The sequence below is a fragment of the Corynebacterium simulans genome (assembly GCF_001586215.1).
Taxonomy (GTDB): Bacteria; Actinomycetota; Actinomycetes; order Mycobacteriales; family Mycobacteriaceae; genus Corynebacterium; species Corynebacterium simulans.
Map to the genome: position 1 here is coordinate 1,345,566 of NZ_CP014634.1, position 18,938 is coordinate 1,364,503.

Here is an 18,938-nt window from a genome sequence, read left to right on the forward strand (position 1 = left end):
TTTCTGGGAGTCTCCCCCATCGGAATACTGCGCCTTTCAACGTGAAATCGAAAGCATGACACTCATCGCAAAAAATCTCACGAAGAAATACGGCAAGAATCTGGTGCTAGACCATCTCTCGCTGCGCATTGAACCGGGCGAGTTCGTGGCCATCATGGGCCCTTCCGGCAGCGGCAAGTCAACACTCCTCGGCCTGCTTTCTGGCCTCGACAAACCTACAACCGGCAAGGTCAATGCACCGGGGCGCAAGCACCGCGCTTTCGTGTTCCAAGACTATAACCTCCTGGAATCGCTTAACGCCCAGCAGAACGCGGAACTTACGGCGAAGTTCTCTGGCCGCAAATGCGGCCCGGCGAAGCTGCACCAGACCTTTGAGAGCTTGGGCATCGGCGGGCTGGAAAAGCGCTTACCGGCACAGCTTTCGGGCGGACAGCAGCAACGCGTCGCGGTGGCGCGAGCATTGCTTGCCGACGCCCCCTTCATCTTCGCCGACGAGCCCACCGGTGCGTTGGACGACGACACGGCGGACGTGGTCATGGATCATCTCGTCCGCGTACCCAGCACGGTGGTAATGGTCACCCACTCGCACGCGGCCGCCGCGAAGGCCGATCGCATCTACAAGCTGGAGGAACACCATGTCCGTATGGCTTAAGGATCTACACAGCAATTGGCCTTCCTGGCTGGCGGTGGCGCTGACGTGTTTTATCTCCGGAATGGGATTCTCGCTCGCCGTAGCGCTCATTAACGCAACCGGTGATGACACAACTTCTCTGGGCGGAACCATCCTCGGGCTGGCTATCTGCTCCAATATTCTCGTCATTTTCTCGCAGATGAAGCTCATCATCGACGAGCACATCCACATCTACCGCAGCTGGCGCATGGTGGGCATGCCCAATTGGCTCATCTTTGTACTCGTGCTGGGTCAGATTGCGGCGGTCTCTACGTGCGGTGCGGTTCCTGGCGCCTTTTGCGCTACATTTCTCACGGACTTCGCACTCGATGCTTTCCACCGCGACAACATTCGAGTGGACGGTATCTCCGTGACGATGGGCGGTGTTGTGCTTGCTAGTGCGGTGTGCGTACTTGCCGCAGTACTGGGTGGATTCTTGTCATTGCGGCGTATCTACCGTTCGGGGATGCCACGGTGGACAGCTGCCAAGTGTGCGCTCGCTTTAATCCTTGGTGCCGGGATCTTGTTTGCCTGCACCTTGATCGAAGATCCGATAGATGCAATGTCCGCGTGTTTGGGCCTTATCCCCTTGTTCGCATTCCTGGTTCCATGGATGTTGCCACTGCTTATGCAGTGGACCCGACCTCTCGGCATCGCTGGCGCGAACGTGCGCGTACGCAGCAACTTCACCGCACCACATATCATGCCGTGGATCTTGTTCGGCGGCCTCATCATCGCCGTGGGCTCAGGTCTCCGCGCCATGTTGAGCATGGAGGAGGAGTTTACGATGTCGCCGTGGCAGGTGTTCGTAGTGGTACTCGGGCCGACGATCGCGCCGAGCGTGATGGCGGCGTTTACTACTTCGCTGTTAATGCGCAAGCGGATCGCTCACGACGCAGGGGCGCTAACTTTGGCGGGTGCTGCCAGGAACAGCATTTTCCGGGTACAAATCGGTGAAGCCTTCGCGCTGACAGCAACCACGACGGGATTACTGTCCGCGCTCACGCTCTTCATCGTCTTGCTCATGAACCACGGGATGACAGGAGAATACGCGCTCACCGGCTTCTGGTGGCAGGCGTTACTTGTGCAAGCTTGCGTGATGTTTATGGGTCTTTCCGGCTTCAAATGCGGGTTGGCCACAAACTTTAGGGATACAGCTGCGCACGTCCGTCCGTAAAGGACTTGTACTGCTCAATGTCTCCGCCAACTGGGACCAATTGATCATCTTCAACCTCTAGGCGCACGCGTGCGGTTTCGGTAATTCCCTCTGCGGTAGAACGGCCGCGATTGCCCACGGTGAGCTCGATTTCATCGTCTCCCACCACGGAAGCCTCTTCCACGGAACTGGCGGTAATACCGTGGCCGCCGATCAATTCACCCTCGGACCAAATGAGGATTCCGTCTGCGATTGATGCACCCGTTCCGGCAGGACCGCTTTCATCACCGAAGGCGCCATCCAGTACGGCGTAGCTAAGCTCCGCGCACGGATCATAGGTGCCGTCACTGACCGTGTAGTGGAACTTAAAATTATCTTTATCCGTGTTGAGGACGCCCTTTGCGCCGTTGGCGAATCGCTTCTGCAAATCAGAGCCGCCGTCCGCGCACTCTTCCTCTTCATTTTCTTTATTTTCCGCAGTTACCGTTTCGGTTACTACCGGCTGCGGGTCTGCTTGCTGCTGGGTCTGTTCTGTGGACTCAGTTTTCTCAGTGGACTCGGTTTGTTGTTCGGCAGTCTCACGGAAGACCGGCTTCGGAGAATCGCTTTCGGATTCCGATGAACAACCAGCAACGCTCAACGCAACTACAGCTACAGCACTCGAAACGGCAACAAATTTCCACATGATTTCAAGATACTTGACTGCCTGCTAGAGAAGTTCCGATAACCAAGGAAAGAAAGAACAGCGCAGGAGCTACACCCAGCCTTGAACGTTGTTCAATTACAGTCATAAAAGAGATTATTGCTGTGGTAGAGATAATTCCATGCCTTTTTTGAACAGTGTTCAAGTCGCTGCGATCGACTCCACCCACATCTGGCATCCCTATGCCGCGCCCGGCGCGCCAGCCTTGCAGGTGCTGCGCACCGATGGTGCCTATTTAGAACTCGCGAATGGCCAACGCGTCATCGACGGCATGAGCTCCTGGTGGGCGGCATGCCACGGCCATTCGCACCCGCGGCTGGTGGCGGCGGCGAAGGATCAGATCGATAGGTTCAGCCACGTCATGTTCGGCGGGCTCACTCACGAACCGGCGGCGCGGCTTACCGCAAACCTCATGGAGTTGACCAACCACCAGTACGCGCAGGTCTTCTACTCCGATTCCGGATCCGTCGCGGTGGAAGTGGCAGTAAAGATGGCGCTGCAGTGCTCGCCGCCCGGCCGCACCAAGCTTTTGACCTGGCGCTCGGGCTATCACGGCGATACCTTCGCCGCGATGAGCGTGTGCGATCCGGAAGGCGGCATGCACACTATGTGGAAGGGCATCCTTGCCGAGCAGATCTTTGCCCCAGCTCCGCCCACGGAAGGCGCCTCGGCTAAGCAGCGGGCGGAATACTTGGATAAGTTCGAGTCCTTTATCACCGAAGAAGTCGCCGCGGTCATCATCGAACCCGGCGTGCAGGGCGCGGGCGGGATGCGCTTCCACGACCTAGAGCTGGTCGCAGGCGTGCGGGAGCTATGCGATAAGCACGGAATCTTGCTCATCGCGGATGAAATCGCCACCGGGTTTGGTCGCGCAGGTGAGCTCTTCATGACGCAGGCGGCAGGAATCACGCCCGACATCATGTGCGTGGGCAAGGCGCTAACGGGCGGGTTTGTCTCGTTGGCAGCAACCCTGGCCACGCAAAAGGTGGCGGAGACGATGCAGCCACGCGCATTGATGCATGGGCCGACGTTCATGGCCAATCCCCTGTCCTGCGCGGTGGCGGCCGAGTCCACCGCCATGATTGCAGAAGGCACCTGGCGCGCGGACGTCGCACGCATTGAGCAAGGTTTACGCGCAGGGCTTAGCGACGCCCCCGGCATCACCCGCGTGCGCGGCGCCATCGGTGTACTGGAAATGGACCATGACGTGGACATGGAAGCGACCACCGCGGCGGCCCTTGAAGAAGGCGTATGGCTGCGCCCATTCGGCAGGCTCATCTACACGATGCCGCCATATATCTGTACCGATGAGGAAGTAGCGCGTATTTGCCGCGCCGTCGTTGCCGCCGGGGAGGTCGCATGATCTATTGCATCACCGGAACCAATACGGATGTGGGAAAGACCATTGCCACGGCGGCCCTGGCCGCGCAGTACCAGGCGGCGGGCAAGCATGTGGTGGTGGCGAAACCGCTGCAAACAGGAGATACGAGCGATTGCGCCACGGTCACACGCCTTACCGGCGTGGAATCCCGGCAATTCAAGCACTATCCGGAGCCTCTAGCGCCGAACCTTTCTGCCCGGCGCGCGGGATTACCGCAGGCCGAAAAAGAGGAGGTGCTGGCGTGGATTCGCAGCATCGATGCAGACGTCGTACTCGTGGAGGGCGCGGGCGGCCTGCTGGTTAGGCTCGCAGATAGCTTCACGCTTGCCGACGTCGCCCGTGACCTCGGCGCCGAACTTTTCATAGTCACCAGCTTGATGTTGGGAAGCCTCAACGCCGCTGAGCTCACCGTGGAAGCTGCCCGCGCCCGCGGCATTCACGTCAAAGGGCTGATTGGCGGCATGCTGCCACAAGAGCCGGACCTCGCCACTCTCCTCAATATCGCGGAGCTTCCCAAGGTCACCGGCGTGCCACTGCTCGGCTGTATTCCTGCCGGCGCAGGCTCGTTAAGCAAGGAGGAATTCTGCGCCCAAGCAGCGCAGTGGGATCTCTTAGGCGGCCTCTAGATCGGCCCACGCAACCGGAACGGGTCTTTCATGACTCGGCCTCCTCATCCCCTGGAACAATCTTGCCGTCTATGGCACTCAAGATACAGCCAGCCAAAATGTAACCACTCGCCTGCATATGGGTGGCCCAGTTGCCTCCGCCTCCGGCCACAACCAAAAAGATCATGAACCCCACAGCAATGAGACAATAAACAATGAATCGACCATGCGCACCAAGCCGATATCTCCGCGCAGAAATGACGCTGATGACCCAGCTGAGCCCTAGGAGAATTGCATAAACTAGCCCTCCGGCCAACGCACCCGGAACCATGTACAGCATTCGCTACCCCTTCCAACAATCATCTGCGGGGCCTTGGAAGCACTTTCTAAAAGGTAAAACGAAAAGTCTTGAGACTTCACAAGCGTGTGCAGGTCACAAATGCAGGTCAACATACCTTTCTGAAGATTTCTTCCCGGCCACACTAACAAAATCTCCCAAGGATTATTACCCCCTTGCCCCCCATTAAAAAATCCTAGTTTAACTGCAAAACATCAGGCCTAGATGCCGTTGAGACGAGACACCGTGACCAGTGGGCTACTTTTAACCGTCGTTAACACGATAGCCCGACGGAACAAAAACACTCGACAAGGCCTTGTCGGCAAGAAACACACGTACTTTCTATGTTGCGACACAACCTAGGTAGGTTTACAATCTAGGTTGTGTCCATGCATAGATCTTTCCCAAGCCACTGGTTACGAGCCGTACTACCTCTCGCAGTCATGCATGTCTTAGCTAAAGAGGCGACTTATGGCTACGAGATAGCTGCGTCACTCAAGGAGTCAGGGTTTGGCGACATTAAAGGTGGCACTCTTTATCCGCTACTTGCGCGATTAGAGCGAGATGAATTGGTTTCACCACAATGGCGCGCAGGGGAATCAGGACCAGGTCGGAAATATTACGAACTAACCGAACAGGGAAGAGCGCAACTAGACGAACAAACACAGCAGTGGCGCGAGTTTTCACAGATCGTCACAGCTCATTTTGCACACAACAAGGAGAAGCCGGCATGACACAATACGCAACCGAAAAAAGCTTAGCGCCTGACATCGATCCACGTTGGGCGGAAGAATTTATCCTCACCGCACGTCTCGAAGAAATTCCAGGAGACGTCATCGGAGATACGTTAGGCGAAGTAAACGATCACTGCCGTTCGGCCAATGAAAGCGCACTTGAAGCCTTCGGCCCTGCACGAGACTACGTAGAACAGATCGCAGCCGACGTGAAAAAAGTTAAAAGCCCAAGCATTTTAATACTTTTAGGGCCTGCTTTTTCACAAATCGTAGGCGTGGTTTTGTGCCTGCAAGGAGTCTACGGCCTTGCCTCAGGAACGTCGCATCCCCTCGATTGGGCGACAATAGCAGTCTTTGGGATTGTAGGAGTACTACTGCTGTGTGCTGAAAAGCCTTTAGCATTCGTACTGCGACTGATAGTCCAAAAGCCAGTACTCGGCGCCGCTACCTTCGGATTACTTGCCCTGCTGTGCTGTGCACTGTTTTCTATTCCACTGTGGTGGTCAACCCCAGCCGCACCTATTCACAGTTCAATTGTGTTGTGCATTGGAATCGCTGCGATACTAGTTGCAACCATCCTTGAAATCAGATTCGATAGTTTCGGAGACTTTGACGATCCCCTCATCGTGGCCGGGCAGAAAGATAAGACGCCCGAAAAGAAGTCAAAACTCTCATGGCTATCCAGCGGGTACGCCATTATTTGCGCGATTATTGGCTCGATAATCATCATGATATTTGCCTAATTTCTGAGTTAGGCATCCGCTGAGAGTGTCTGATGGTTTGTGTGTGGGATTCCATCCCGCATAAGGAGATAAGCCAGAATGACTACTGTGGCACGACGAGACCCGGCTGATAAGGCCAAGATTGACGCGATTGAGAAGAAGCTTCTTGCTAACCCTGAAATCGCGAAGCTAATTGACGAACTAGGCACGTTGAAACCAAGCCCCACACACAAACAAACTTGACACGCTCTCCCAACGCCGCAGAGATGGCAGCATAGCTTCCCCCGTCCAAGCACATCGCCATGATGTCTTTGAAGTTGGCCATGAAAGGCCCTCCTTAAGGTCATGAAAGGTGATGACGCGCCGACACAAGTTGTGCCAACACCACCTATACAATGACCAAAAACAAAGAGCCCTACCACCTATCCGGAAAACCCCGACCAACTACGCCGAAACGGCAGCCCAACGAGCGCAGCAAGGCGGGAGTAGTGGTTGGGCTGTGTCAAGGACCCCAATATCGTGTGTCACGCCCGAACCCCCGGCGAACTAATCAATGCACTCTAAAACCGGAAGAGCCATTTTACAGTGATTTTCCCAATCCTGATTGGATCACCGTGATTGCGAGACTGAGTCTTGAGGTTACGCCAAAACATGCGATGAGATGTGAGACGTGCTTTTTTACTGTCGCTTCGGAATACTTCATCGCAGAAGCTATTTCAGCATTGGATAGCCCTTGGCATATATGTTGTAGGACGTGCGTCTCTGCTTCGGTAAGCCTTTCGTACACTGGGGAAAGGTTCGTTTGGGGAGATGCTGGTGTGAGAACTTTCCCCGGTATGTACTCAATGAGTCTGCTTAAGGCCTGCGGGGAAACTGTTGTGCCACCGGTCATCGCCTCTCGGACCGCAGTGATAATTGCCTGTGGCTGTGAGCTTTTAATGATGTAGCCGACACCGCCACCTGCCAACACCTTGAGCATGGTTTCGTCACTGTCAAGCGCGGTGATGGCTACGAATACAGGAGGACTCAGTCGACGTTGGACTTCGTGCAGTAACGTCACCCCGTCCATCTCCGGCATGTGGATGTCAGCTAGAATGATATCGACGTTAACACTGTCGATCGCAGTGAGTGCCTCGATTCCATTGCGTGCTTCCGCTACGACACGGATGTCCTCAGTGGTAGCGAAATATTGTCGAAACGAGTGCAGGACCAGCGGGTCATCATCGACAATAAGGACCCGTTTTTCCATGTCATGCTCGCTCATTGTTGGCAACTTAGTTGCACCACCGAAGGGCTGGATGATGTTCGCAAGAGAAGATATCGGTGATAGAGCCGAGTGTTGTAATAACGTGACTTTCCGTGTGCGGCTCTTGAACTTGGGGAATCTGCGATATCGGGAAGGTCGGTTCAGCCGTTGCGGAAGGGGTGACTGTCAAAGTTAGGAACGTCGCCGCTGTGAGGGGGGCAATAAGTTGAAGGTATCGGAAAGGTGACATTTCCTGTCCTCTTCTATATCTAGGGGCCATCTCAGACATCTTATTGTCTCGTACTCGTTATTTAATCAAGTGATTTTCATTGAGGATTGTAGACGAAAGTGACCACCTCATTGGGGGGTGTTGGCGGACATGAAAAGTTGACCAGTGGCGGACACGGGATTTAGGGGTTTGGGGAGTTTTTATCGGGGGTAGAAAACTAAGGGGGTCTTCATCCAGTGTTCGATAGAAGTGTCTAGCCGGACATATCTATCGAAAGGATGAAGACCCTTTATGCAGTCTTCCAGAAGAAGCCAGAAAATTCTGGCTCGTTACGCCATTTTAAAAAATGCGCGTGCTGTCGCCGACGAACATAACGTCTCGCACAACACGGTTCTACGCGTGGTGCGCGCTCACGCTGACGCACCGCCAGTGCGTGGGCCACGTCCGTCGATTACGGATGCGCACCGTGGATTCATCAAGGAACTGATCATCAACTCGGGCGGAAAGATCCGCGCTGACGTGGTCTATGAGGTTTTGCTGGACCGTGGTTTTGAAGGAAGCCAGCGCACCACGCATCGCATCGTCGCGACGCTCAAACAGGAATACCGCCTCTCGTCATCGCGGCGCGCACACCAGCGGTGGGTAACCGCACCAGGCAAATGGCTCCAGTACGACTTCGGCGACGGCCCAGTAGTCGATGGCAAGAAGACCGTGTTGTTTGTGGCTTGGGTTGCCTACTCGCGATTCCACGTCGTCTTTGCTCTGCGTAACCGAAAGATGACTACCGTACTCGCCGCCTTAGACCGGTGCTTTCGGGCTATCGGCGGAGTACCCGACTTTGTGCTCACGGATAATGAGAAAACCGTAGTTGTAGGCCGTCACGCAGGCCTGCCGGAGTTCAATCCGACAATGGAATCGTTCATGTCGCACTACCGCGTCAGTATCCAAGTCTGTGCACCGGCAGACCCTGCCACGAAAGGCGGAGTCGAATACGCCGTACGCCTAGCCAAAGACGACATTCTTCCCCGCGATACGAATCTCGTGGACGCCTACGAGACCTTCGGCCAGTTCGAAGCAGCATGCCAGGCGTTTATGGACAAGATCAACGCCCGACCACACCGTACAACCGGGCTTGTTCCTGCAGAAGTACTGCGTGAAGTCGAAGCTAAACACCTCGGGCCACTGCCGGTGGACACGCATCCGAGTGTCTTCGGTGAACTGCGGAAAGTGCCGGCGAATACGCCCATGATCACCTACCAGCACGCGGTGTACTCAGTGCCTGAAGAACTCATGGGCCAGCAATTCTACATCACAGAACAATCCAGCCCAGACGTCGATGAGGTCGTAATCTACTTCCACGACATCGACGGGGTGGAAGAAGTCGCACGCCATGTCAAAGGAGCCCGCGGCGACAGCCGCATCGACCCGAACCATTTCTCCTTCCAACGGCCTGAGCCTGGCCACTACAAGGTCAATCCTCGCTCGAAACTAGAAAAAGACTTCCTTGCCATCGGACCTGGTGCCGAAGCGTGGCTGCGCTTTGGGGTTACCCACCACGCACCGCAAATCAAACACACCATGAGTTTGTTCGTCACGCTGGCCGCTACGCGCGGGAAGTGGTTCGCTGATGACATCGCTCGCGCCGCGATCGACGCGGGCCTTATCACCAGCACCGATATCGAAGCCATGGCAGATAACTACCCAGTCAACGCCCTAGCAGCCAAAATCGGCACGGCCTTTGATATCGAGGGCCCAGAACCTGAAACCATCGAACATGCCTCGAACTCCTGGGACGGGTTCTACACACCCACACCACCTAAGACCTCACACCACAAGGCCGACGCGCACGAGGAGGAATGGTTCTAAATGAGCGCACCCAACTACCAGCTTCCCGCAGGGCTTTCCGCACAACTAACCAGGCTTCGAGTACCCGGGCTTAAAAGTGCCGCCATTGACTACTTTCAATCATGTGACAATGACGCTCACCGCCGGCACCTGGAAGATTTTCTAGGCACCATTGTCGAAGCAGAAGCACTCAGCAGGGCCAAGTCAGCTCTAGTCACCAGGCGTAAAAATGCTGGACTTCCTACCGGGGTAAGTTTCGACGCGTGGGACCCAGCCAGGTCTACCATCCCAGTAGAACGCCAAGAACACCTCAAAGCCCTGAACTGGGTGGACCGCCACGACACCCTCGTTTTGTGCGGGCCACAAGGCACTGGCAAATCCATGCTCACCGAAGCACTTGCAGTCGAGCTGATTAAACGCGGCAAGAAGGTCAAGTGGCTCACAATGAAAAACCTCGGCCAACTCATTAACCGGCACGCTGCGGACTTGGACCCGCATAAAGGCTTTTCGAAACTCGCCAAACTGGACTTAGTCATCCTTGACGACGTGGGATACTTCGACGTTACCGTCGCTGAAGCCAACGGATTCCTCGCGCTTATTGAAGCGACCTACCAGCACACCTCGCTGGCGATTACCCCAAACTCGCATCCGTCACGGTTCGCCGACCTCATGCCACAGGTACGCCCCACACAGATCAACGCCGCCATCGACTGAAGTGCCCCAGGTTTTGTTCCGTTTGAGTAGATGGGAAAATTTGGAACATGCCAAAGAAGTTTGATCAGGAGGCGAAGGACCGTATGGTCCGTCTTGTAGAGGATCGTATTCTGGCGGAGAATATTTCGACGCAGGAAGCGTGCAAGATAGTGGCGCCGAAACTGGGCGTGTCGTGGCACACAGCCCGGCAGTGGACGCAGGCTGCTCGTCGTGAAGGACGCGTTGTCGATCCGATGCCTGAGGATCTGGCTGCGGAGAATGCACGGTTACGCCGTGAGAGTCAAGAGCTGCGGGATACCAACGAGCTATTGAAGGCTGCCTCGGCTTTTTCGCGTCGGAACTCGACCCGAGACGTCGGAAATGATCCGGTTCATTGATGAGTATCGGAGTCGTTTCTGCGTCGAGTTCATCTGCCAGACGTTAAACATCCATCGTGAAGGCGGCTTTTTACTTCGCGTGGGTACCGCCAGTCTAAAGCCCGGGGCTTAAGCGCTCGCAGTCTTCGCGACGCTGTTTTCGTGGAGCACATTCGTGACGTTCATGCTGAGAATTACGGCGTCTACGGGGTCCGGAAGATATGGCGCGTACTGCGCCGCCAGGGCATTGACAGTGGCCGCGAGCACACAGCCCGGCTGATGCGCAGCGCTGGGCTGTCCGGCAAGGGCAAAAGGTGGGGCACCAATCACAACGCGCAAACCCAAGGGCCCGGATCTTGGCCCTGATTTGGTGAATCGTGAGTTCAAGGCCCCTGGCCCCAATCGGCTGTGGGTGGCGGACATTACTTATGTGCGCACCAGGAAAGGCTTCGCGTACACCGCGTTCGTGACCGATGTGTACTCCCGGAGGATTGTTGGATGGGCGTTGTCTGATTCGATGCGCACCGAGGCGCTGCCGTTGCAAGCACTCAACCAAGCAATTGTGTGCGCTAAGGAAACAACGGGCTTGGTTCACCATTCAGACCACGGCTGATAAGCAATATGTGAGCATCGTCTACAACGAGCGCTTGGCTGAGCACGGAATCGCAGCGTCCACTGGGGCGGTGGGCGACTCTTATGACAATGTTTTGGCTGAGAATGTCAACGGCTCCTACAAGAATGAGCTGATTCGTAGACGCTCGTGGAACGATGTCGTTGATGTGGAAATCGCGACGTTCGAGTGGGTGAATTGGTGGAACGAATCACGGCTCCACCAGAGCCTGGGCTACCGCACGCCGGCTGAAGTCGAAGCCAAATCTTGGGAACACCACCCCAGTCAAGAAATAATGGAAATTAAGGCAAATGCCTGGGAACAAAACCCGGGGCACTTCACTTCTGGGCTCTCGCCGGTCAACCCCCGGCTGCGGTACCAACTACCCGCGCTCAGCACCCAGGTAGGAAGCGGGAAACGGGGCGATGCCAATGAAGGATACGAGATTCAAAGCCGCTGCCGGAATCGTCCAGGGATTGGCGAAACTGTCAGGATGAAGGAAAAAATTTGCTGCCACTGCCAGGATTCCGATGAGCCCAGTCCACTAGGGCAGAGGGGAAGGTGATTGCGTTAGCTTAGCCCACGTGCTTATCAATGATACTGGCTTTCTAGACATTTGTTTCCCGAAATTTGTCAGCGCTCGCAATCAGCATAATGGCACGTCAGCTAAGCTTCTAGGGACACTTCAAACACGGGGGTGTAATACTCCAGCACGGTAGGGCTAGAGTTTGTGCAAACCCCATTCACTTCAACCCATTCAGTCCACTCTGATTCGCTCTGATCTGGATAGCTCCGGCGTGCGATAATGATTCGGCACTCGATATCCTGTTCAGAAAATTTAGTAATAACGTATTGAGCTAGTGCCTCATCAAAGTGGCTCCCCTCGATTTCTGTAAGTAGATTCCGAGTAAAACGTTTTTGCCGTTTACTTATAGGTGAAGGGATTCTAAAAGAATAAGGGTCAACTCGCAGGCCTTCTTTCATGATCTATCTCTTTCTTTTAACCAGGTTACCATCCGATGATGAACGCCATCTGTCGATAAGCATGCGTAACCATGGGATGTCCCCCCTACTTGAATTAGAGTCACATCTCCTCGCTCTGACATGGTTCGTAAGAAAAACCCCCACGCGTCCAAGAATGGGGTCGAAGGATTGAGATCTTGTGTTCCATGACAAACAAGCAAGTGGTGGCGGTTATCGACCGTGACCCCCCTCCAGTCGAACCAGGGGGGAGTGGGATTCAGTGAGGTTTCTAAACTTGGCGAAAGGGTAATAGAAAACGGGCTACCAAATGGTGTTCGGGCACGATCGAAACAAGCTGATACCACCACAGCGTTGATCGGGGTATCGAGGGTGTTGTTCAGCATGAGCCTGATTACACCGCAGCTTTCGCTAACCCCTATCATGTTGACGGAAATTGTGGCTCCCACTGGCTTAGGCTCCTGTATTTTAATAAGCCTCTCCATAATGGCGTTAGCGCACTTTGTTGCCACGGAGGCTGAGGAGAGCGAGGAACTCGGCAGGCTAATGATACATGGTCTGACCATGATCTCATCGTGGCCATCTTTTTCAGTATCGATAAATTTAATATCAGGGTCATCTTCAGAAGTGAAACCCGCAAATGAAATTATAAATAATTCAATCATCTTTTTTCCAGCAACTTTTTAGACATGTCGTCCATTGTGACAACTTCAATATCGTTATCTCTTGTTGTATCTGCTACGCAATAACCACTCAAGAGTAGATCGTTAGTTCTATGGTCAACGATATCTACAAGCATGCTGCGGGACACTTGAGACAAAACATTATTTATCGTTGATGTTCTAGCGTCAAGTTCTATGAAACTGGGTATGGCGGCATGTTTGTTTTGTCGCAAGGAAACGAGTTTCCCGTTCCATTTCCACGGTCCGTACGGGTCTGGAAGGTGGGAGCTAGTGCATAACAATGCAGAGGTGGTTAGACGTTTTTCGCTATCAGGACTGGAAGCTATCTCCATAAAGTCATTGATAAACCTGTCACTCACCCAGCTATTTGTCTCGGTAAAAAAAGAATAAGAAAGAACCCTGAAAAAAGGTAGCATTAATCCCCTCTGAATTCTATGGTTTGAGCGGGTCGGTCGATTACGCCACCTTGGTGGCTAACCTCTATGAAGGACTTTTTTAATGAAAGGTCGGAGAGCAGTTGCTGGGCACATTTCACATTGTCTTCGTCGAGACCATTTAATGGTTCGTCTAGTGCTATGACCAAGGGCTTCCCAATGATTGCCCGAGCCAGGGATATTCTGCGAGCTTGGCCCCCGGATATATCGGCGCCATTTCCGTCAATGAGCGCCTGTGAGCCACCTCGATCCTGAAGTTCTGAAGTGATGCCAAGGGCGTCTAGAAACTTGTCGACTTCTGCGGGAGATATATCCCGCCCCATTGCCACGTTCTCTGCGATCGTGCCATCTAGGAAGGCATTGGCTTGGGGGCAGTATCCTACTTGACCAGAAAATTTTCTATCTAGGTCGAGGATGGCAGATTTTAGATACGTACTTTTTCCGCTACCAGACGGCCCGGTTAGTCTGACTAGGCTGTTTGGGGATTCGAGCATTTCGTGGCAGTCACGCACCGGTTGAAAATCTCTTCTACGGAACAGCGAACCAAGCGTCTCTCGTGCTAGGGTTCCTCTCTTCACGATCTCGAAGCAGTCTCCTAGGCTCGATAGTGGGCGAGCGACTAGCGAAGCAAAGGTCATTACAGCCACTGTTGATGCAACATCATCCTGTTGGTCGAAGTAGAGGTACCAGAGAAGGATGAAAGCGGGTGAAAGATGGTTGATCAGAGAGGGGACGAACGTCGCGATACTGGAATAGCAAGATTGACGGACTGAAGTTCGAAAATAACTGTTACCGCTGTCCCGTGTTCGCTGATTCGCCCACGACTCGGTGGCAGCAGCTTCTACAACATCTGCGAAATCAGGGACAAAACGTTGACGCATTGTTTTTGAGAAATGGGCAAGGCAGTCCATGTTCTCCCGCCAAGCTAGAGAGGATTTTCCGGCCAACCATTTGGAGCTGAGGATTGCGCATAAGGATGTCGTGCTGATGATGACCATAGCGTTGACTGTCATATCGTCAAGGACAACAAATGCGCCCGTGAATGCCGCGATCGATGACAGGATGGTGTTTGGCAAGCTCCGCCATGTGTCAATAAGGGTGCCTCCATCGTTCATTAACCGGGATTGAAGTTTATCTGGATCAGGCCGCGCCGCTCCTCGTGAGGACAGTACTTCTAAGGCAGTGGAGAACATGGAGCTTAAATGAACGATGTTTGCTTTCAACGTGACGAGCTGTCCGATGAACAGTGAGGCAGGACCGGCGACAGTGAATGCGATGAACAAGATGATGTCCTCGGTGTCCAGGTTTCCTTGGGCGTACCCGCCTAAAGCCAGCTCCAAGCCTTTAGCTGGAAGTACCATTAAGAGACCTTGGAGGAAAGACACTCCCCAACTAAATATCACCCAGGTCAGCGCTGACTTTCCTAAGCCGAAGGTCCAAGAAACAGGTTGGCCGAAATGTTGTTCTCCCGTTTTTCTCTGTCCCATTTACCTTTGCCCCTTCGCAAGGAACCCGATGATCTCGGTGATGCCATTCAGCTGTCGGCTTTGAGGGGGCGCGGAGTTCTCATGGAAATAGACCAACGCAGTAGGAAAACTGGCAATCCGGTGAGCGCGAGCCAAGTCACTGTGTTTTTCATCCTCAAAGACGAGTGGGACGAAGAAGTCTCGATCCTCGATAATGCTCTTCAACACACGGCAGGAGTTGCATCCCTGCTGTGTGAGAATGGTGATTTCGGAGACCCCTTCGAAATCTATTTCCCGGTCATCGGGTAAAGAATGCTTAAATTTAGGCGGTCTAGATGTTCGCTTACGCTGCCACATGATTAGAATGAAACCGCCTGCCAGCAGTCCTAACAAGACCGAACCGGTTGAACGTGAAGGATCCGTCACCAATATCGATACTAGGTTTGTAGACGAAATAATGGCTAGTAGCGAGAGATGTAATTTGTCGATACTATTTTCGGATATTCCGAAACAATTACACTGTGTCCCACGGAGTAGAGAAGCAACCGTCAACAATGCTAGGAAATAGAGTCCTATCAGCAAGTTTGAGTAGGGAAACGGAATCCATACCCCAATCCCTATGACAATGAACTCTGTCAGGATTACTAACCAGTCAGCGATTTCTAACCCGGCTAACTTAGTTTGTCCCGTCCGAATTGTTATATTTGCCCAGAGCTTCTTTATCGCTGAGATCGCAAGAATTACTATGCCTGCGGTCAGTACGACAGAAGGCATGCTAGTCAACGCCGTCATTGGATCCACCGTTCGATTTCCTCTCTCACCTCAGGCGAAACCCACTGACTGATGTTTTGTTCGCGCGTAAGGGGGGACTCCATTGCTTTTACCTCTAAGTAAACTTCATGGGGAATTTCATAGATTTCCCACTGGGAGAGGCTAAAAAGGAAAAAATTCTCCTCGTTTTTTGCTACGCTCGCTTTTTTAGCCACAACTCCAACTCCAGACTCCGAAAAATAAAAAAGCTCTCCTGTGCTACATTTCGGGGGTTTTTAAAGGTTTCCCCCAGCAGATCTTCATCAATGATGCCTTCGGAAATGAGATATCCGCCGCGTAGTTCGGAGAAGATGCGCGGAGAGTTGGACATGACGAAATGATGCTCTTCTTGGCTCCGTGTCGCAGAACCAGTTACGCCATTGAGCGCATGGCCCGAAAATCCGACCGGAACTTTCGTTACAATGTTTCGAAAACTGTCATATCTCATCCGAGAATAATCAGGCGTGCCAATAACTGATTTCAAGAAGTGTTCATCGGTGACCGCGAAATCGAGGACGTGCCCCATTCCCAACGCCACTTTCTGAAGGATGGTCAAGCGGGGATTCATTTTTTCCCACACGACGGCGCTCGCCATTTTAGGAAGTTCTTTGAGAGCGCTGGTCCAAATAGCAGTGGAGCGTAACGCTTCTTCTTGACATAATTTGAGAGCCGAATCAGTCCAGAAGGTCGGCATCCGGAACGACGTACGCCCTCCGAGCGGGGTATCGTCGCTAGAACTATTAGCTTCGCTTGTTTGTCCCGAATTTCTTTTTGTTCCGAGCGTTCTTCTTTGAAGAAGCTCTATCACGGATGGCTTGTAACGATCTTGCGTACTGATAGACAAGAGCCCCCGAACTCCAAGAAATGAAATGAGACGATGCTCGTCTTCCCTGGCCAAACGACTAATTGCTAAAATGGAACCGTCTTCCCGATAATTCATAGGAAAATCTGCGAGGGAAAAAGCTGTTGAGTTAAGCCATTCCTCTATTCTGATTCCGCGATGGTTCACAGACCGATTGGCGAGACTGAAACCTGTCGAGACGCCACCTGGGTTAGAAGACACCAAGAACAGGGATTTCCGTTCTGCTGCCCAGGCGTCGATGGATCGCTTGTTGATCACCCTCCGGCGCGGGGTTGAGTCTTCAATATGGGAGATACCTTCTTCCACTAACGCCGAAATCATCTCCAGGTCACTTAGCTCAGGATGAGTGACCTTGTCGGTAGTGCGAAGCCCCACCAGCTGGACTAACCATGCGGGGTTAATCATATGCGCCATCCGTTCTGCGAATCTGAATCTCGGTGATGATGGGTACTGCAATGACGTAAGCCGCCAATATCCCTAGTGCATGGGGAGTGAAAGCATCCCATGGATTTAGGCTTGATACTTGCGCGACTGCAGCGGCTAGAACAGTGCCACCGATACAACCAAATAGCACGAAGGGAAGCGTAAGACTGATAGTTTCGATGCGGATCAGCTTCTTGGCCACTGCATGTTGAACTCCACGTAAAGTGAGAACCTTAATTAGCTTGGCCCGGTCTCTGATCGCTGCAATAGCGATTCCGCTCACTGCAGCTAGACCGAAGAGCAGAATACTGAGTGTCAACGCAGATGCCGCTTCACGGTACCCGGATGACATTGCAGAGTTGACATTGTCGATTCTTTCCTGCGATGTCAATCCGGTCTGGGTTTGTGTGACTGCAGACAAGACAACGTCAGGAGGAAGTTGTTCCAGATCCGCGTATAGATATCTGCCTGCACTGTTGATTTCATTATTGGACGTTGAAATGAGAATTTCCGTGAGTCCAGGAACTTCTTGGATTTGTAATGGCGGCAGTTGTAGCTCGGTATCCGTGGCTGGGATAACAAATTGAGGGGATAAGGCTGCTGAATCCGTTCCCTCTGGGATCAGCAATGATTCGGAGTCATTGGCTGGGCATTTAGGGTCGTCAGTGGCCAGCTCTGCATATTCATAGCAGGGCATAACGAACGCGTTTACTGAACGTTGGTTCTCTCTCATAATCCGGCCTTGGCCAAAAGTTCCCATTATTCCCGGTGCAGCAAATTCTTCGTAGGCATCTTTAAAATTGGCGTCATTGCGAAGAGCTCCCCAGTGAATTCCCTGCTTCCAGTAACTCGTCCCCGAACTTACTTGCCCTAGTCCGGCGTTTGCTAAACCAACTGTCACAGTGGATACGGCGCAAATGCAGAATAAGAGCACCACGCTCAAACCTATGGAAGTGGAACGGTAGCGAAGGGAGGACGAGATTAGAGTTCCCTGGATCCCTCCGCCGAAGAGCTTTTCATAACACCAGCCAGCACTGATAGCGAGAAAAGGTGCAAGATACACTAATCCAGCAATGATAGGGAGGAAAGCTAGAGGGACCAAGATTGGTAGGGAAAATATCTCGGAGAAGATGACCATCACGAATGCTAGAACTATGCCAGCCGGAAAGGCGACTAATCGCCATTTATACAGTTTCCGCAAAGAGCTTCATCCTCCTCAGATACGTCGCCACCCCGACCATGAGGGTGATGAGAACACCACAGCTAAACGCTCCTATTAGACCCGCGAGAGCATCTTCGGGGAGGAACCCACGGCCTTCCCAGATAACTCTTTCGAGAATGCGAGATACGAGATACAGGGGCACGGCTGAAAATACAACGCTGATGAGGAGGCCGGCCAGAGGCGCAGCCGACAACAGGATGGCCGCAGTCCCTTTTTTCGCTCCTCGAAGGGTAAGAATGCGAGCAGTTTCTGCCCACTTAGGGTCGAAAATCTTGGAAACATTCCAAAAACACACCAAGCAGGGAATCACAACAACAATTAGATAGACTAGAACTATGTACATGACGGTCTGATCTACCGTGGGTGCTGAATCCTTGGTCACAGTGTCACTACTTTCCATCGATTCATCTGTGGGCATAACAATGTTTACCGTTCGGGAGTCCGTGACCGCTGTATCTTTGAGTGAGGAAGTACAGTCCAGAGCTTCCGTGTAGTGAATGAACCTGATAGGAGCGTTGTCTCCTGCTCCTGTGGCGCAGTCGAAAGGCTGCGTCTGATCCTGAAAAGGAATTTTATTGAGTCGATCAGTAGTAACGGATGTCAGTTCCAGAACCCCGTCGCCGGAAGCGATTGACCATGTCGACAAGTTCTGCTGGTTAGCGGTATCATCCGGAGATTGCCAGTGGGTACGTTCATCTGCATTAGCAAGCATCATTATTCCCATGAGTGGGAGAAGAATGATCACTAGC

17 protein-coding genes and 1 pseudogene are annotated in these 18,938 nt (G+C 53.1%); 10 read left to right on the forward strand and 8 right to left on the reverse strand.

The features are described from left to right. Positions 1-55 precede the first annotated feature (55 nt). Together WM42_RS06340 and WM42_RS06345 are read left to right on the forward strand one after the other, a co-directional pair. Positions 56-652: an ATP-binding cassette domain-containing protein gene (locus tag WM42_RS06340; protein WP_062036358.1), complete on the forward strand. Its 597-nt coding sequence runs from the start codon at positions 56-58 to the stop codon at positions 650-652. Continuing rightward, entirely contained in the window at positions 636-1,847 is a 1,212-nt protein-coding gene (locus WM42_RS06345) for an FtsX-like permease family protein (protein ID WP_062036360.1), read from the forward strand. The genes WM42_RS06340 and WM42_RS06345 overlap by 17 nt, the downstream gene beginning before the upstream one ends. Here the strand turns inward: WM42_RS06345 and WM42_RS06350 are convergent. Beyond that, positions 1,816-2,511, reverse strand: coding sequence for a hypothetical protein (locus tag WM42_RS06350; RefSeq protein ID WP_062036362.1), 696 nt, complete (start codon positions 2,509-2,511; stop codon positions 1,816-1,818). The two genes, WM42_RS06345 and WM42_RS06350, sit on opposite strands and share 32 nt — an antisense overlap. Positions 2,512-2,650: 139 nt before the next feature. On the opposite strand from WM42_RS06350, the gene WM42_RS06355 reads away from it, so the two are divergent. The 4 genes from WM42_RS06355 to WM42_RS06370 all read left to right on the forward strand — a co-directional run bounded on the left by WM42_RS06355 (position 2,651) and on the right by WM42_RS06370 (position 6,329). Beyond that, entirely contained in the window at positions 2,651-3,892 is a 1,242-nt protein-coding gene (locus WM42_RS06355; protein ID WP_062036364.1) for an adenosylmethionine--8-amino-7-oxononanoate transaminase, read from the forward strand. Further along, complete coding sequence (bioD, locus tag WM42_RS06360; protein ID WP_062036366.1) at positions 3,889-4,536, forward strand: dethiobiotin synthase; 648 nt, start codon at positions 3,889-3,891, stop codon at positions 4,534-4,536. Before WM42_RS06355 ends, bioD begins: the two co-directional genes overlap by 4 nt. A 705-nt stretch (positions 4,537-5,241) precedes the next feature. Next, positions 5,242-5,586 carry a PadR family transcriptional regulator gene (locus WM42_RS12960; RefSeq protein ID WP_082778677.1) on the forward strand — a complete coding sequence of 115 codons (345 nt, stop codon included), beginning with the start codon at positions 5,242-5,244 and terminating at the stop codon, positions 5,584-5,586. Beyond that, positions 5,583-6,329, forward strand: a complete 747-nt coding sequence (locus WM42_RS06370; protein ID WP_062036373.1) for a hypothetical protein — start codon at positions 5,583-5,585, stop codon at positions 6,327-6,329. Before WM42_RS12960 ends, WM42_RS06370 begins: the two co-directional genes overlap by 4 nt. 559 nt (positions 6,330-6,888) lie before the next feature. Here WM42_RS06370 and WM42_RS06380 read toward each other — a convergent pair. Beyond that, complete coding sequence (locus WM42_RS06380) at positions 6,889-7,572, reverse strand: response regulator (RefSeq protein WP_235591335.1); 684 nt, start codon at positions 7,570-7,572, stop codon at positions 6,889-6,891. 502 nt (positions 7,573-8,074) lie between these two features. On the opposite strand from WM42_RS06380, the gene istA reads away from it, so the two are divergent. The 3 genes and pseudogenes from istA to WM42_RS13650 form a co-directional block, all read left to right on the forward strand. Further along, positions 8,075-9,649, forward strand: a complete 1,575-nt coding sequence (gene istA / locus WM42_RS06385; RefSeq protein WP_062036375.1) for an IS21 family transposase — start codon at positions 8,075-8,077, stop codon at positions 9,647-9,649. Beyond that, positions 9,650-10,342, forward strand: coding sequence for an ATP-binding protein (locus WM42_RS06390; RefSeq protein ID WP_062036377.1), 693 nt, complete (start codon positions 9,650-9,652; stop codon positions 10,340-10,342). Positions 10,343-10,389: 47 nt separating this feature from the next. Beyond that, a pseudogene (locus WM42_RS13650) lies at positions 10,390-11,567 on the forward strand (IS3 family transposase); the annotation flags it as partial. A 407-nt stretch (positions 11,568-11,974) separates the two neighbouring features. Here the strand turns inward: WM42_RS13650 and WM42_RS13225 are convergent. The 3 genes from WM42_RS13225 to WM42_RS06405 form a co-directional block, all read right to left on the reverse strand. Further along, positions 11,975-12,292: a hypothetical protein gene (locus WM42_RS13225; protein WP_141740970.1), complete on the reverse strand. Its 318-nt coding sequence runs from the start codon at positions 12,290-12,292 to the stop codon at positions 11,975-11,977. Continuing rightward, a complete protein-coding gene (locus tag WM42_RS13230; protein ID WP_141740969.1) occupies positions 12,289-12,954 on the reverse strand; it encodes a hypothetical protein in 666 nt (221 codons plus the stop codon). Before WM42_RS13230 ends, WM42_RS13225 begins: the two co-directional genes overlap by 4 nt. A 433-nt stretch (positions 12,955-13,387) precedes the next feature. After that, positions 13,388-14,767: an ABC transporter ATP-binding protein gene (locus WM42_RS06405; protein WP_168161739.1), complete on the reverse strand. Its 1,380-nt coding sequence runs from the start codon at positions 14,765-14,767 to the stop codon at positions 13,388-13,390. 96 nt (positions 14,768-14,863) lie between these two features. On the opposite strand from WM42_RS06405, the gene WM42_RS13655 reads away from it, so the two are divergent. Further along, positions 14,864-15,181, forward strand: a complete 318-nt coding sequence (locus WM42_RS13655; protein WP_235591336.1) for a hypothetical protein — start codon at positions 14,864-14,866, stop codon at positions 15,179-15,181. A 655-nt stretch (positions 15,182-15,836) separates the two neighbouring features. Here WM42_RS13655 and WM42_RS13240 read toward each other — a convergent pair. Genes WM42_RS13240 through WM42_RS06430 form a run of 3 tightly spaced genes read right to left on the reverse strand, consistent with a single transcriptional unit; the run spans position 15,837 to position 18,934 of the window. Beyond that, the gene (locus WM42_RS13240) at positions 15,837-16,949 is read right to left on the reverse strand and encodes a hypothetical protein (protein WP_070497053.1); all 1,113 of its coding nucleotides are present in this window, start codon (positions 16,947-16,949) and stop codon (positions 15,837-15,839) included. Then, the gene (locus WM42_RS06425; protein ID WP_141740967.1) at positions 16,942-18,108 is read right to left on the reverse strand and encodes a hypothetical protein; all 1,167 of its coding nucleotides are present in this window, start codon (positions 18,106-18,108) and stop codon (positions 16,942-16,944) included. Before WM42_RS06425 ends, WM42_RS13240 begins: the two co-directional genes overlap by 8 nt. Positions 18,109-18,151: 43 nt before the next feature. After that, positions 18,152-18,934 carry a hypothetical protein gene (locus WM42_RS06430; protein ID WP_141740966.1) on the reverse strand — a complete coding sequence of 261 codons (783 nt, stop codon included), beginning with the start codon at positions 18,932-18,934 and terminating at the stop codon, positions 18,152-18,154. Positions 18,935-18,938: the final 4 nt, after the last annotated feature.

What these genes read in the sequence shown, in the direction of transcription:
- WM42_RS13240 (WP_070497053.1), bottom strand. Translation starts at nt 16,949, where the DNA reads ATGATTAACCCCGCATGGTTAGTCCAGCTGGTGGGGCTTCGCACTACC.
- WM42_RS06405 (WP_168161739.1), bottom strand. Translation starts at nt 14,767, where the DNA reads ATGGTACTTCCAGCTAAAGGCTTGGAGCTGGCTTTAGGCGGGTACGCC.
- WM42_RS12960 (WP_082778677.1), top strand. Translation starts at nt 5,242, where the DNA reads ATGCATAGATCTTTCCCAAGCCACTGGTTACGAGCCGTACTACCTCTC.
- bioD (WP_062036366.1), top strand. Translation starts at nt 3,889, where the DNA reads ATGATCTATTGCATCACCGGAACCAATACGGATGTGGGAAAGACCATT.
- istA (WP_062036375.1), top strand. Translation starts at nt 8,075, where the DNA reads ATGCAGTCTTCCAGAAGAAGCCAGAAAATTCTGGCTCGTTACGCCATT.
- WM42_RS06345 (WP_062036360.1), top strand. Translation starts at nt 636, where the DNA reads ATGTCCGTATGGCTTAAGGATCTACACAGCAATTGGCCTTCCTGGCTG.
- WM42_RS06355 (WP_062036364.1), top strand. Translation starts at nt 2,651, where the DNA reads ATGCCTTTTTTGAACAGTGTTCAAGTCGCTGCGATCGACTCCACCCAC.
- WM42_RS06380 (WP_235591335.1), bottom strand. Translation starts at nt 7,572, where the DNA reads ATGAGCGAGCATGACATGGAAAAACGGGTCCTTATTGTCGATGATGAC.
- WM42_RS06390 (WP_062036377.1), top strand. Translation starts at nt 9,650, where the DNA reads ATGAGCGCACCCAACTACCAGCTTCCCGCAGGGCTTTCCGCACAACTA.
- WM42_RS06370 (WP_062036373.1), top strand. Translation starts at nt 5,583, where the DNA reads ATGACACAATACGCAACCGAAAAAAGCTTAGCGCCTGACATCGATCCA.
- WM42_RS13230 (WP_141740969.1), bottom strand. Translation starts at nt 12,954, where the DNA reads ATGATTGAATTATTTATAATTTCATTTGCGGGTTTCACTTCTGAAGAT.
- WM42_RS06340 (WP_062036358.1), top strand. Translation starts at nt 56, where the DNA reads ATGACACTCATCGCAAAAAATCTCACGAAGAAATACGGCAAGAATCTG.
- WM42_RS13655 (WP_235591336.1), top strand. Translation starts at nt 14,864, where the DNA reads ATGTTGTTCTCCCGTTTTTCTCTGTCCCATTTACCTTTGCCCCTTCGC.
- WM42_RS06350 (WP_062036362.1), bottom strand. Translation starts at nt 2,511, where the DNA reads ATGTGGAAATTTGTTGCCGTTTCGAGTGCTGTAGCTGTAGTTGCGTTG.
- WM42_RS13225 (WP_141740970.1), bottom strand. Translation starts at nt 12,292, where the DNA reads ATGAAAGAAGGCCTGCGAGTTGACCCTTATTCTTTTAGAATCCCTTCA.